This window comes from Leuconostoc lactis (assembly GCF_007954625.1).
In the GTDB taxonomy this organism is placed as follows: domain Bacteria; phylum Bacillota; class Bacilli; order Lactobacillales; family Lactobacillaceae; genus Leuconostoc; species Leuconostoc lactis_A.
The window spans coordinates 1488485-1503259 of record NZ_CP042420.1 but is presented as its reverse complement, the minus strand read 5'-3'; the positions used below and the strand labels follow the sequence as shown (position 1 = coordinate 1503259).

General features: G+C 44.3%; 14 protein-coding genes. All 14 read left to right on the top strand.

Features of this window, described 5'->3' with window-relative positions; genetic code table 11:
• Window positions 1-76 precede the first annotated feature (76 nt).
• Complete coding sequence (gene tsf, locus FGL80_RS07430; RefSeq protein WP_010000910.1) at window positions 77-952, top strand: translation elongation factor Ts; 876 nt, start codon at window positions 77-79, stop codon at window positions 950-952.
• Window positions 953-1043: 91 nt separating this feature from the next.
• Window positions 1044-1769: a UMP kinase gene (pyrH, locus tag FGL80_RS07425; RefSeq protein ID WP_029509848.1), complete on the top strand. Its 726-nt coding sequence runs from the start codon at window positions 1044-1046 to the stop codon at window positions 1767-1769.
• Window positions 1769-2314, top strand: a complete 546-nt coding sequence (gene frr / locus FGL80_RS07420) for a ribosome recycling factor (protein ID WP_010000912.1) — start codon at window positions 1769-1771, stop codon at window positions 2312-2314. The genes pyrH and frr overlap by 1 nt, the downstream gene beginning before the upstream one ends.
• 99 nt (window positions 2315-2413) lie before the next feature.
• Window positions 2414-3508: a DUF805 domain-containing protein gene (locus tag FGL80_RS07415; RefSeq protein ID WP_147001914.1), complete on the top strand. Its 1095-nt coding sequence runs from the start codon at window positions 2414-2416 to the stop codon at window positions 3506-3508.
• A gap of 205 nt (window positions 3509-3713) precedes the next feature.
• On the top strand, window positions 3714-4127 hold the full coding sequence (locus tag FGL80_RS07410; protein WP_172792711.1) for an iron chaperone: 414 nt from the start codon (window positions 3714-3716) through the stop codon (window positions 4125-4127).
• Window positions 4128-4179: 52 nt separating this feature from the next.
• Window positions 4180-5121, top strand: a complete 942-nt coding sequence (gene glyQ / locus FGL80_RS07405; protein WP_010000918.1) for a glycine--tRNA ligase subunit alpha — start codon at window positions 4180-4182, stop codon at window positions 5119-5121.
• A gap of 71 nt (window positions 5122-5192) precedes the next feature.
• On the top strand, window positions 5193-7253 hold the full coding sequence (glyS, locus tag FGL80_RS07400; RefSeq protein WP_147001912.1) for a glycine--tRNA ligase subunit beta: 2061 nt from the start codon (window positions 5193-5195) through the stop codon (window positions 7251-7253).
• A 45-nt stretch (window positions 7254-7298) separates the two neighbouring features.
• Window positions 7299-8348: a Gfo/Idh/MocA family oxidoreductase gene (locus FGL80_RS07395; RefSeq protein ID WP_055307789.1), complete on the top strand. Its 1050-nt coding sequence runs from the start codon at window positions 7299-7301 to the stop codon at window positions 8346-8348.
• 90 nt (window positions 8349-8438) lie between these two features.
• Entirely contained in the window at window positions 8439-9326 is an 888-nt protein-coding gene (locus tag FGL80_RS07390; protein ID WP_055307790.1) for a DMT family transporter, read from the top strand.
• 118 nt (window positions 9327-9444) lie between these two features.
• Complete coding sequence (gene lepA / locus FGL80_RS07385) at window positions 9445-11298, top strand: translation elongation factor 4 (RefSeq protein WP_055307791.1); 1854 nt, start codon at window positions 9445-9447, stop codon at window positions 11296-11298.
• On the top strand, window positions 11282-12079 hold the full coding sequence (locus FGL80_RS07380; protein WP_055307792.1) for a hypothetical protein: 798 nt from the start codon (window positions 11282-11284) through the stop codon (window positions 12077-12079). The genes lepA and FGL80_RS07380 overlap by 17 nt, the downstream gene beginning before the upstream one ends.
• Before the next feature lie 9 nt (window positions 12080-12088).
• Window positions 12089-13159: a zinc-binding alcohol dehydrogenase family protein gene (locus tag FGL80_RS07375; protein ID WP_055307793.1), complete on the top strand. Its 1071-nt coding sequence runs from the start codon at window positions 12089-12091 to the stop codon at window positions 13157-13159.
• Window positions 13156-14034, top strand: coding sequence for a 50S ribosomal protein L11 methyltransferase (gene prmA, locus FGL80_RS07370; protein ID WP_055307794.1), 879 nt, complete (start codon window positions 13156-13158; stop codon window positions 14032-14034). Before FGL80_RS07375 ends, prmA begins: the two co-directional genes overlap by 4 nt.
• The gene (locus FGL80_RS07365) at window positions 14034-14771 is read left to right on the top strand and encodes an RsmE family RNA methyltransferase (RefSeq protein WP_055307795.1); all 738 of its coding nucleotides are present in this window, start codon (window positions 14034-14036) and stop codon (window positions 14769-14771) included. Before prmA ends, FGL80_RS07365 begins: the two co-directional genes overlap by 1 nt.
• Window positions 14772-14775: the final 4 nt, after the last annotated feature.

Below are 14775 nucleotides of genomic sequence, written 5' to 3'. Positions count from 1 at the left end.
CGGCATTTTTATTTGTTCGAAACCAGAACAAATCATGCTATAATAAACTTATAAACATTTTTAGAGGAGCAATATAATGGCAATTACTGCTGCACAAGTAAAAGAACTACGTGATAAGACATCTGTTGGTATGATGGATGCGAAGAAGGCTTTGGTTGAAGCTGACGGTGACCTTGACAAGGCAATCGACTTGCTCCGTGAAAAGGGTATGGCTAAGGCCGCTAAGAAGGGCGACCGTATTGCTGCTGAAGGTATGACTTACGTTGCCGTTAAGGGTAACAAGGCTGCCATCATCGAATTGAACTCAGAAACTGACTTCGTGGCTGGTAACGCTGAATTCAACGATTTGTTGAAGACTGTTGCTAACACAATCGTTGAAAACTCACCAGCAGACGTTGAAGCTGCTTTGGCTTTGGAAGTTGAAGCTGGTCAAACTTTGAACGAAAAGATCATCGGTACAACACAAATTACTGGTGAAAAGATCACTTTGCGTCGTTTCACAGTTGTTGAAAAGGCAGATTCAGAAAACTTCGGTGCTTATTCTCACTTGGCAGGTTCAATTTCAGCATTGGTTGTTGTTGAAGGTGCCTCTGAAGAAGCTGCTAAGGACATCGCAATGCACGTTGCTGCCATTGCACCACAATACGTATCAGACGCTGATGTACCTGCTGAAGTTGTTGAAAAGGAAAAGGCTGTTCAATTAGCTTCTGAAGACTTGGCTGGTAAGCCTGACAACATCAAGGAAAAGATGGTTGAAGGTCGTATCAAGAAGTTCTTGGCTGAAATTTCATTGTTGGATCAAGCGTTCGTTAAGAATGGTGATCAAACTGTTGCCGAATTTATTGCATCACAAAATGGTTCAGTAAAGTCATTTGTCCGTTACCAAGTTGGTGATGGTATCGAAAAGAAAGTGACTGATTTGGCCGAAGAAGTTGCTAAGCAATTGGGTTAATTGCTTATAAAAGTGCGTTATTTTCATATAACGCACTTTTTTTGCGGGAAATTTTGGTATAATGGACTAGATAATGAAAATGAGGTAAATCATGACTGATATTAAATACAAACGTGTATTGATGAAACTTTCGGGCGAAGCATTAGCTGGCGACAAAGGGCAAGGCATCGACCTTGCCGTAGTTTCTGAAATTGCGCAAGATTTGAAAGAAGTACACGATCTTGGCACACAAATCGCCATTGTTGTCGGCGGTGGTAACCTTTGGCGTGGTGAACCCGCATCAAAAGTTGGGATGGAACGTTCTCGTGCCGATTACACGGGGATGCTTGGCACAACCATGAATGCTTTGGTGTTACAAGATGCCTTGGAACGTGCTGGCGTTGATACACGTGTACAAACAGCCATTACGATGCAACAAATTGCCGAACCTTATATTCGTGGGCGCGCGATTCGTCACCTTGAAAAAGGTCGGATTGTGATTTTTGCAGCCGGAACAGGTTCACCTTACTTCTCAACAGATACAACGGCAGCTTTGCGTGCTAATGAAATTAACGCGGATGCCATTTTGATGGGTAAGAACGGTGTGGACGGCGTCTATGATTCTGATCCAAACAAGAATGCGGATGCCGTTAAATTTACTGAATTAACACACTTAGATATTTTGCAAAAAGGTTTGAAAGTGATGGACTCAACCGCAAGCTCACTTTCAATGGATAATAACATGCCACTTGTGGTCTTTAACCTGAACACCCCTGGCAATTTGAAGCGTGTCGTATTGGGTGAAAATATTGGAACAACAGTTACAGGAGGAAAATAATGGCTTTTGATATAACAGATGCAAAGGCGCGTATGCAAGGCGCACAAGATGCATTACAACGTGAACTTGGTAGTATCCGGACAGGACGTGCGAACCCACGTATTTTGGATCGCATTGAAGTGGAATATTATGGGGCAATGACACCCTTGAATCAAGTGGCGTCAATCTCAGTACCAGAAGCACGTATCTTGTTGATCACACCATTTGATAAGTCAGTGCTTGACGAAATCATTCGGGCAATTAACATGTCTGATCTTGGACTAAATCCAGCTTCAGATGGGAATATTGTGCGTTTGGCGATTCCACAAATGACAGAAGAAGGTCGTAAGGAATTAGCTAAGCAAGTGAAAGCTGAAGCTGAAAAGGCGAAAGTTTCAGTTCGTAATGTGCGTCGTGATGCAATGGATAGCGTGAAAAAGGACAAGGAATTGCCTGAAGACGTTGCCCGTAAAGCTGAAGATGCTATCCAAAAGTTGACGGATGACAACATTAAGGCAATTGATGCGATTGCAGCCGAAAAAGAAAAAGAATTGCTAACAATCTAACACACGTTAGTATTTTTCTTAAGTAGTGTGTGATAAACACATGACACAAAAAGACTTGGTAACACACCAAGTCTTTTTGTTTAAATGATTGGAGAGGTGATGAGCAGGTCTTGGCAATATTGGCGACTGGGGTTGAATTTTCGTGAAGGCGCCTACCGGTTGGACTTTTGGTGGATGCGGGCCATTAATGTGGTTCTGGAACTCATGCTATTAGCGATACCTGTCATCTTTTTTCAGTCATGGTATTGGGGATTTCAAAGTCTTGCGATATTTTCTGTTATCAAACTGGTACCAGATATGGCTTTGCTGACACGTCGACTAAGAGATACTGGTCTGGCACTCAACCAAATAATGTTTGTGATGCTAAGTCCATCCTTATTGTGGATTGGTGTACAGGTTGTCGCAGAATTTGGGCTCATTTTTTTGCTACCGATTGTGGTATTGGGCTATTTTGGTTGGTTTGTTTTTATGGTCTCTCGACGATCAGCGTATTGGACACCACAACTTAATCAAAAACAAAAACTGGCCTATGGTTTTGGTTTTGTTGGCCTAATCATGTTGACTATGACGTTCACCGGCTACCTGATGGTAGCGGGGCAAACGACAATCAATCGTCTCTTACAGCCTGTTTTATCTGATCCGAAAACAGCTACCGCTGGTTCAGTAGCTGATACGGCTGCATCAAAATCGGCATCATCAAGTGCTACGCAACATAACACATCGGCAGCATCGTCATCAGTACCCGAAAAACCAGTGACGCGAAAGGCTGATGATAAGCAGACAACGGCTTATCGGCAATTGCCGACGATGACGATTGGGGATGCGAGTTTTGGTTTTATGACGGTGAATGGGCAGTGGCAACAAGATCCCACAACCTTACAATGGTGGCAACTCGCGCAAAATATTGTGATTGATACCCGCGATCGTGGTCAGGGATTTGGGGTCGATACGGCGAGTTTTACCTTTAAAGCGATTAGTAGTCAAAGTCACTTTCAATTAACGACCCAGGGTGAGATGTCTGGTACACGCTACGATGGGACTTATCAGTCACCGACCGCAACGCAACCAGATGCGATGAGTTATTTGGAATGGCGGATGCCAGATCATCAATTGCGCGCAGTGTATGTCATTGCGCCGACGATAGCATTACGTAATTTGGTCGTTGATCAAATTATTCAATCATATCATGTGTAGGACTTGACGTTTTGTGCATGACAAGGCATAATAAAAGATAATAACGTTGGTAAACGATGAGACCATGTGGCGATGGTTGAGGGCATCAACGCTTCGAGTGTCTGCTTCGGCAGGAAATCAGGTGGAACCGCGCGCAAGCGTCCTGATGTCAATTGATTTTGGCATCGGGACGTTTTTTGTTTGGATGCAGAAAGGACGGATTGTGATGGCACCAGCAAGAGAATTTGAAGCTTATTTTGATGATCCCGATATCCCTGAACAACACTTGGCGCAGTTGCAACGCGTGCGTCAGTTTGTCCATGAGATTTATCCGGACATTACGGAACGGGTTGCCTATGCCATGCCAGGTTTTTATCCAGTAGAAGGCAAAAAAGCAACCGAAACACTGCTCTTTGTAATGGCACAAAAAAATTGGTTGGGCATCTACGCGTTGCCAGAATTTAATGTGACCTATCAAGACTTTTTAACTGCTGAGCACCTGCAAATGGGTAAAGGGTCAATTCAAGTCCCTTATGATTATCCAGCCGATAAATTACGCACGTTGGTTGGAAAAATTATACTGTATAATTTGAAACGGTTTCATTTCAATGTGCCAGCCACCACGTTACAATTTGCCTAACTTGATGGTGCGAATAAGTAGCCGTCAGGGCGTCAAAAATAAGGAGTAAAACATGACAAATAAATTATCAATGCAAGATATTATTTTAACGTTGCAACAATACTGGGCGAAGCAAGGCGCAAACCTGATGCAAGCCTATGATAATGAAGTGGGGGCCGGTACCCAATCCCCATATACGTTCCTACGCGCTAATGGGCCAGAACCTTGGAACGCGGCTTACGTACAACCTTCTCGTCGACCAGCCGATGGCCGTTATGGGGATAACCCAAATCGTTTGTTCCAACACCACCAATTCCAAGTGGTAATGAAGCCCAGTCCAGTTAATATCCAAGAACTTTACTTGGGGTCATTGGAAGCCTTGGGCATTAAGCCACTAGAACATGATATTCGCTTTGTTGAAGATAACTGGGAAAATCCTTCAATGGGTGCGGCTGGTATTGGTTGGGAAGTTTGGCTTGATGGCATGGAAGTCACGCAATTTACTTATTTCCAACAAGTTGGTGGGATTGAAGTCGATTCTGTCACGGCTGAAGTAACGTATGGTTTGGAACGTTTGGCTTCTTATATTCAAGATGTCCCAACTGTCTATGATTTAGAATGGGGCAATGGCGTCCTTTATGGTGATATTTTCAAGGAACCTGAATTTGAACATTCAACTTACGCCTTTGAAGCGTCAGATCAAGACATGCTCTTGCGTCATTTTGACGAATATGAAGCCGAAGCGACACGTTTGTTAGGCCTTGGCTTAGTACACCCAGCCTATGACTATATTTTGAAGTCATCACATACCTTTAATTTGTTGGATGCCCGTGGCACTGTGTCTGTGACGGAACGTGCAGGGTACCTTCACCGTATTCGAACAATGGCCCGCCAAGTGTCAAAGGTTTTCATCGAAGAACGTGCTAAGTTAGGCTTCCCCTTGTTGAAAGACGAAGCCTTGCGGGAGAAGTATCTGGGTGAAAATGGTAAATATACGGTGGATGAAACAGTCTAACGGATCGCAATAGACTTGACGGTCATTCGTCAGGTTGATGTGGGTTACAAACTAAAATTGGAGAAATCAAGATGTCAACATTTTTACTAGAAATTGGATTGGAAGAAGTGCCGGCGCATTTGGTCACCCCATCAGAAGCGCAACTGGTAACGCGGACTGCAGCCTTTTTAGCCGAACATCGCTTAGCTGTAGGGGAAATTAAGGCTTATTCAACGCCTCGTCGTTTAGCCGTACAATTATTAGATGTCGCTGCTGAATCAGAAACTTTGTCAGAAGAAAAGCGTGGGCCTTCAATTGACCGTGCAAAAGATGAACAAGGGAACTGGACAAAGGCAGCCCAAGGGTTTGCGCGCGGCCAAGGGGCAACGCCCGAAGACTTTGAAGAACGTGATGGCTATGTCTGGCTAACAAAGACAACGCCTGGTGTGCCAGCGGCAGAAATTTTAGCACAAATTGGCGATGAAGTTGTCGCACAAATGAAGTTCTCAACGTACATGAAGTGGGCCAACAACGCTTTCTTATATGTGCGACCAATTCGTTGGTTGGTCGCCTTACTGGATGACAAGGTGCTGGATTTCAGTATTTTAGATGTTCAAACAGACCGGATTACGCGGGGTCACCGCTTCTTGTCAAACGAACAAGTGACAATTCCGACTGCTGAGGATTATGTTGAAACCTTAAGAGCTGCGCATGTGTTGGTTGATGCTGACGAACGTCGGGCAACAATCAGTCAACAGTTGGCAGCCATTGCGCAAGAAAATGGCTGGGTGTTGCAACTTGATTCTGACAAGTCACAAGACTTATTGGAAGAAGTCAACAACATTGTTGAATGGCCAACGGCCTTTGCGGGTAGCTTTGATGACAAGTATTTGGCCGTACCAGATGATGTGTTGATGACTTCAATGCGTGAACACCAACGTTTCTTTTACGTGACTGATCAATCAGGTCAACTCTTGCCACACTTCCTATCAGTTCGTAATGGGAATGATGAACATTTGGGTAACGTGATTGCTGGTAATGAAAAGGTATTGGTAGCACGTTTGGAAGATGCTGAATTTTTCTATCATGAAGACCAACAAAAGACCATTGCGGATTATATGGCAAAAGTTGAAAAATTGGTTTTCCACGAAAAAATTGGGACTGTTTACGAACATATGCAACGTGTCGGCCTTTTGGCAGCCGAATTAGCGGATAAGTTAGGTTTCGATGACACGAAGAAAGCCGATTTGGCACGTGCAGCTGACATTTATAAGTTTGATTTGATGACAGGTATGGTCGGTGAATTCGACGAATTGCAAGGTATTATGGGTGAGCACTATGCGCAACTGTTCGGTGAAAACACTGCAGTTGCAACAGCCGTACGCGAACATTACATGCCAACGTCTGCTGCCGGTGAAGTAGCTCAATCAGATATTGGTGCTGTCTTAGCGATCGCTGACAAATTAGATACTTTGGTGACATTTTTTGCCGCCGATCTTGTCCCATCAGGGTCAAATGACCCTTATGGTTTACGGCGTGCAGCGACAGGGATTGTCCGTACATTACAAGCCAAGCAGTGGCGAATTGCGTTAGCACCATTGCTTGAAAGCTTTATTGCCAAAACAGGTGACGTATCAAGCCATGCTGATACTGCAGCAATCCGTGCCTTTATTTTAGATCGTGTCCGAAAGTTAGCCCTTGATGCTGGCACACGTCAAGATCTTGTAGCAGCCGGTACTGCTAATGTCGTGAACTTGGATGTTGTGTATGTGGCACAACGAGTACAAACACTAGCCCAACATGCTGATGATGCGAACTTCCGTGATGTCATTGCGTCATTGACACGTGTGTCACGCTTGGCTGTGAAGTATTACACGGATGCGACAGTTGATCCTGCTTTGTTTGAAAATGAAGCTGAAGTGGCGTTGTATGCGGCAACGCAATCACTTGATTTGCACACGCTAGTGCTAGCAGGCAGTGAAGCTGTTTACCAAGCATTGGCCAACTTACAAGCCCCAATTGCGGCTTACTTTGATGAGACAATGGTCAATGTTGACGACGAAGCCGTTAAAAATAATCGTTATGCACAACTACATCTGATTAACCGCTTGATTTCAGGATTGGGTGATTTAGAAAAAATCGTCATTAAGTAATCGTTGGTTGCGGTAATAGACTGAAAGATAGAGGCGACAATTAATATGTTAAATATTGCTTATGTTGGTTTTGGTAAAAGTACGAATCGTTACCATTTACCGTATTTAAAGTTACGTTTGGATAAATTCCGCGTTGGTCGTGTTGTGACGCCAACACTTGGCAAGCGGCCGGCTGATCAAGCTTACTGGGAAGCAACTGGGACGATTTTTTCAACCGATATACAAGATATTTTAGACGACGACACGATTGATTTAGTGGTGGTCGTCACGCCATCTAGCAGTCATTTCACTGTTGCCAAGCAGTTGTTAGCCGCTGGCAAGAACGTGTTGGTTGATAAGCCAATGGCAGCTAATCTCGCTGAGGCACAAACATTAGTCCAACTGGCACGTGAGCAACAGTTATTTTTGATGCCGTACCAATCGCGACGCTATGACAGTGATTTTTTAACCGTACAACATATTTTGAATCATGGTTATTTGGGGCGTTTGGTTGAGTTGGAAGTCCACATGGACCATTATCGACCTTCAGATGGAGTGGTCTCAGGACCTACGATTGATGGGTCACTCTTTGGTCACGGGGTCCATTTAGTTGATCAAGTGGTGAGTTTACTCGGAGCACCACAAGCTGCAACCTATGATTTACGAGCAACGCGTGAATTAGGGGCAGACGTCGATGATCAAATTGAAGTGAATTTATTCTATGAGGATGCCGTAAAAGCGACGGTACAAACCACCGAATTAGCGATGGTACAACACCCAAAGTGGCAATTACGTGGGACAAAAGGCACGTTTATCAAGTATAATGTTGATGAACAGGAAAATGATTTAAAAGCCGGCGTGATGCCAGGCACACCAGGATTTGGCCTTGATGCGCCACAAAATTATGGACAACTGGTTTATGTGAATCAAAGTGGTGATCGCATTGAAAAGCAGATACCAAGTGTACCAGGCGATTATGGGCGCATTTATGACAGTGTTTTTGACACGCTGACACATGGCGCACCCAAATTGGTGAGTGATGAACAAATGTTAACGGTGATGACAATCTTGTCGGCGGCTGATTTTAATCATAGTCCGAGTGTTGTAAAATTTTAATCACGTCCTAACACATTAAGTTTGGCAATTTGCTAAACTTTTTTCATTTTGTCACATAAAAATGGTGGGACGACAAATACTGGAGAAGAGATGACGAATAGAACAAAAGGTTTGCTGTTTGCAATCCTTGGGCCACTGTTGTGGGGAATTAATAGTGTCGTAGTTGACATGTTATTTGCGCAGGGCGTCAATGCGCGTTGGTTTGCTACCTTTCGATTGATAGTGGCAGGTGCGGTCTTGCTCGTTTGGGCCTATTTGAAACAGGGTAATCAAATTTTTGCGCCGTTTAAGCGCTGGCGAGATGCTGGGCATTTGTTAGTATTCTCGTTTTTGGGCATGTTATTTGTCCAATACACCTATATTATGGCGATTGAAGCGGGAAATGCCGCTACCGCAACGGTGTTACAATTTACGAATCCAATTATGATTGCCATTTTCTTGGCAATTCGACATTGGCAACTGCCGGCCCGACAAGATGTTATCGCCATTATTTTTGCAGTTGTCGGCACAGTCTTAATTGCCACGCATGGCCAAATTGGCACACTAGCAATGTCGACACCCGCGTTAGTTTGGGGCTTACTAGCTGGTGTGGGCGCGGTCTTTTATACGTTATTACCGCATCAATTGATTACAAAATTTGGCGCAGTCACAGTGAGTGCCTGGGCGATGGCGATTAGTGGCATTGGGATTAATTTTGTGAATCCAGTTTGGATTGACGCGCCAGATTGGCGTTTACCAGTCATTGGGTTACTCAGCTTTTCAATTTTGATTGGGACAGCGTTTGCTTATGTGGTGTTTATTCAGAGCTTGGCTTGGATTAAACCAACAGTAGCCAGCACATTAGGTGCCCTGGAACCGTTGATGGGGACGATATTAAGCATCCTGATTTTCCATATCGCATTTGGTGTGGCAGATATGATTGGCTCAATCTTAATTATTAGCACCGTCTTTATTCAAGCGTTGCGTCGAACAATTTAAAAAGGTGTGTGGTGTTATGTTAGAAATAGCATGCCATCACGCTTTTTTTATCGGTTTCATGATAAAATGAATAGAATAGAATAATTGAAAGAAAGCGCGTTTTTCACGCAATATAAACATGACAGAAATTAATTTAGAACAACTTAAGAAGAGACAAAAACATATCCGTAACTTTTCCATTGTGGCACATATTGATCACGGGAAGTCGACGATTGCCGACCGTATTTTGGAGCATACCCATACGGTGGCTGAACGCGACATGCAAAATCAATTGTTGGATACAATGGATTTGGAACGTGAACGTGGGATTACCATTAAGCTAAATGCCGTAGAAGTGCAGTATGATGCCAAAGATGGTGAAACTTATATTTTCCACTTAATTGACACACCTGGACACGTTGACTTTTCTTATGAAGTGTCACGTTCTTTGGCTGCCGCCGAAGGTGCCATTTTAGTCGTCGATGCCTCACAAGGCGTGGAAGCCCAAACGTTAGCCAATGTTTATTTGGCCCTAGATAACGGCTTGGAAATTTTGCCAGTCATTAATAAAATTGATCTCCCAGCTGCTGATCCCGAAAAGGTTCGTGCTGAGATTGAAGATGTGATTGGGATTGACGCTTCAGAAGCTGTGTTAGCATCCGCTAAAAAGGGCATTGGTATTCCAGAATTATTGGAAAAAATAGTCACGGATTTGCCTGCGCCAACAGGAGATTTGGAAGCCCCATTACGGGCTTTAATTTTCGATTCGGCCTATGATCCATACCGTGGTGTTGTGGTCAACATGCGTGTGCGTGAAGGTATTGTGAAGCCGGGTGATAAAATTCGCATGATGAACACGGGTGCCGAGTATGAAGTCAATGAAGTCGGTGTGATGTCACCCAATGCGCAAAAGCGTGACTATTTGATGGCCGGTGATGTTGGTTATTTGACGGCTTCCATCAAAGATATTCATACGACGCATTCTGGTGATACGATTACCAGTGTGGCGAATCCGGCAACCGAACCATTGGCCGGTTATAAGCCAATGACACCAATGGTTTATTCAGGACTATATCCATCTGATAATGCCAAATATACGGATTTGCGTGATGCCTTAGAAAAGTTGCAGTTAAACGATGCGGCTTTGACATTTGAACCCGAAACATCACAGGCCTTGGGCTTTGGTTACCGTGTTGGGTTCCTCGGGTTGTTGCACATGGATGTGATTCAAGAACGGCTAGAACGTGAATTTGATTTGGATCTTGTGACTACGGCACCTTCGGTTACTTACCGTGTATTGACCAATGATGGCGAAGAATTGGAAATTGAAAACCCATCAGAAATGCCTGAACCATCTAAGGTGAAGGCAATTGAAGAACCTTATGTTGATGCGCAAATTATGGTACCCAATGAATATGTTGGGGCCGTCATGGAATTGGCACAACGTAAGCGTGGTGAATTTGAAACGATGGAATATTTGGATGCGTCACGTGTCAATGTCAAATATAAGATGCCGTTGTCAGAAATTATTTTCAACTTCTTTGACAAGTTAAAGTCAAGCACACGTGGCTACGCTTCGCTAGATTATGAAATTTCTGGTTATCGCCCATCGGACTTGGTCAAGATTGATATTTTGCTGAATTCGGAAAAGGTCGATGCGTTGAGTTTCATTGTGCATCGTGATTTTGCTGCTGAACGTGGTCGTATTATCACATCAAAGTTGAAAGAAATTATTCCTCGACAAAACTTTGAAATTCCCGTACAAGCAGCGATTGGCGCAAAAATTTTGGCCCGAACGAATATTAAAGCCTACCGTAAGGACGTGACGGCCAAGATTCATACAGGTGATCCTGATCGTCGTGCTAAATTGTTGGATAAGCAAAAGCGTGGTAAGGCACGTATGAAGTCCGTTGGGACAGTCGATGTCCCACAAGAAGCCTTTATGGCAGTGTTGAAGACGGAGGATGATACACAATATGCCCGAGGAAACTAAGGATTACCCAAAATCACGGATGGCCAAATATTGGGGTGGGGCACAAAAGACGTTTGTGCAACGTTACCGTGTGATCATTGTGACGATTTCAGTCCTGGTGATGCTTGGTGTTGTTGGTTTTGCCATCGCACGGATTGGTTTTAACTATGACGGTGTTAGTCAAGCAACGCGCCAAAAGTTAGCCAAAAAAGAAGCAACAACCGCGTTATCATTTGGTTTAACAGGGCAGGCATCTGCGCCAAATGTAAAAGATGTGGTGCATTTAACCCCAGCCGCTTGGCAAAAGGAAATTACGACGAGCATCCAACAAGCACTTAATCATGGGGATGCCGTGGCTGATCAAGTGGACTTTGATGGGAAAACCTATCATAAATCAGAGGTGATGGCAGCGTTATCACGCCATTATTTGGCAACGCTACAACACGATCGCCACTACCGCATTAATCAGATTACCTTTGATCGTTACCATAATGCGACCGTGTCTTATACTGTTGTGCCAATTGATCTCCCAGCGGCACAAAAGAAAGTACGAGATTACGTCGATGGCGAATTGAATAAAAAGGCTGATGACGTGCACAAATTATCTGAGCCACAGCTCAGACTAGTTGCTTATGCGATGGTGTCGGACAATTGGCAAAATGTGTTACAAAATCAGTTGCCAACAGCTAAACCAATTCAAGCTAAAATGACCTTACTTTATACCGGCCGCTGGTTACATGGCGACTATCAAGTATCAAAGGAAACACTCAATAATATTTTAAATACGGGATTAGCAGAATAGGAGTCTTAAATGTCATTACTTGATACATTCAAACAATTATGGCCTTTTGGGCAAGATAAGATGTGGGCGGTTGGCTTTGATCAAGCCTTACCAGTTGAAGATCCTAATGTTTTCCTGGCTAAAAAGGTTGCCCGACCACGACCAGCAGCGCATGAATTGTTGGTTAAAGTTGCTGCCAGTGGTCTCAATCCGGTTGATAGTAAGATGCGGCAAAATTATCAAGACACCGGTGTTTTTCGCATTCTTGGTTTTGATGCGATGGGTGAGGTGGTTGCGACTGGTGCTGAAGTATCAAATTTTGCCGTTGGGGATAAAGTTTATTATGCTGGTTCACAACAGCAACAAGGTGCGCATGCGGATTATCAAGTTGTTGATGCGCGTTTAGTGGGACATGCCCCCCGTGCTTTGACACCAGCGGAAGCAGCTGCTGTGCCTTTAACAGCAATTACAGCAGTTGAAATTTTACACGACGCTTTTGGATACGATATAACAGCCGAAGCCGCTGCCGGCAAGAGTATCTTAATCTTAAATGGTGCTGGTGGTGTCGGGTCGATGCTTATTCAACTGGCAAAATATTTGGGAATGACCGTGATTACAACTGCTTCACGATTAGAGTCAGTAGAATGGGTGAAGCAGCTGGGTGCTGATTATATTTTAGATTATCAGCAAGATATCAAAGCCCAATTGATCAAAATTCAACATGAACAAGTCGATAATATTGCGATTTTGCAAGATACCAATACGTATTGGCCGTTGGTTTTGACAACAATTCGCCCCTTTGGTCGGATTGCCAGCATCGTTGAAACAACTGGACCAATTAACATGGGGCCGTTGAAAAATATCGGGGCGCAATTTAGCTGGATCTTTATGTTTGCCAAGGGCAACTATGGTGTCGATATGGCATCACAAGGTGAGGCTTTGAATACGGTCGCCAACTTAATTGATCAACATATCATACAATCGACACTCACGACAACATTTGAGGGCTTAACCGTTGAAAATCTGCGCCAAGCAACAGCGCTGGTTGAAGCTGGCCACATGATTGGCAAAGCGGTGATTAGACATGAGGAAATAGGATGAACTGGCAAGCAGTGCAAATTACAACACAACCTGAAGCAATCGAAGCGGTATCAGATATTTTGTTACGGGTTGGTGCAGAAGGTGTTCAAATTGAAGACACGGCTGAGGTACAAGTCATTGCCTATTTTGCTGATGATGATCAATTCCCCCAAGTCTTAGCTACTATTCGTGCAGATCTAGATGAATTGGCGCGTTTTGGTATTCAGGCGGCACCAGCTACGATTACTGTGAACGGGATTGCCCAATCGGATTGGGAAAATAATTGGAAACAATACTATCATGCGCAACGGATTACACGCCATTTGACGGTTGTGCCATCTTGGGAGCCGTTTGAACCACAGCAGGCTGATGAAAAGCCAATCGTGATGGATCCCAAGCTAGCTTTTGGGACTGGCACGCATGAGACAACGCAGTTGATGATGCAAGCCCTTGAAACAGTTGTACGCGGTGGTGAGTCGATGATTGATGTGGGAACGGGGTCCGGTGTTTTGGCCGTTGCGGCCAGACAATTAGGCGTTGGCCCAATTTTAGCCACGGATATTGACGATATGGCAGTGGCCGTAGCAAAAGAAAACTTGGCGTTAAACCCAGTAGCTGCAGATATTCCTGTCGTGGCCAGCGATTTGTTAGCAGATGTTACCGTTGAACCAGTTGATTTAATTGTGGCTAATATTTTAGCAGATGTCATTGCGCGTCTCATTCCACAAACAATCCCACTCCTGAAACCAAACGGTTATTTCTTGGTCTCTGGGATCTATGACGCGATTGCCCCAGAAATTGAACAGCAACTGGTATCACATGGCTATCATGTGGTGCAAAAAGCACAAATGGGTGAATGGCATAGTTATATTGCAAAACGAGAGGAAACGGAGTAATGCAACGTTATTTTCTTAAGCAACCAATCGCTGATGACATTGTTCTCACATCTGACCAAGATGTTTTTAAGCATTTTGGTAAAGTGTTGCGCGCACGGGTCGGCTCGCAGGCAGAGTTTGTCAGTCAAGATCAAGCGGTGGTCGTTGGTGAAGTCGTAGCGATTACACCAACGGAGATGACCCTGAAAGTGGTCTCGCGGTTAACGGAAAATGTAGAATTGCCAGTCCAGGTCACGGTGATTGTGTCACCATTAAAAAATGATCGGTCTGATTGGTTTGTCCAAAAAGCCACGGAACTTGGTGTGCATCGCATTATCTTTACAACGATGACGCGCACAGTGGCTGATTGGCGGAAACAACAGCTTAAAAAAGCGACGCGTTTAGAAAAAATTGCGCAAGCAGCTGCAGAACAGTCGCATCGCTTGATGATTCCGACCATTGATTTTTTATCGTGGTCAGAAGTCTTATCGTTACCCAAGCAAGCTGGGATAGTCGCTTGGGAAGAATCTGCGCGTGAGGGTGAAGTGGGGACACTTGTTCAAGTCGTCAAACCCTTACCAACGGGTGCGGAATTGGCTCTAGTGTTTGGACCTGAAGGGGGCCTCACAGCTGATGAAGTGGCGGACTTAAGTGCGCATGGTTTTAAACCAGCAGGGCTAGGGCCGCGCATTTTACGTGCCGAAACGGCACCATTGTATGCCTTATCGGCAATTAGTGTTTTAAAAGAATTGAATTAATTTT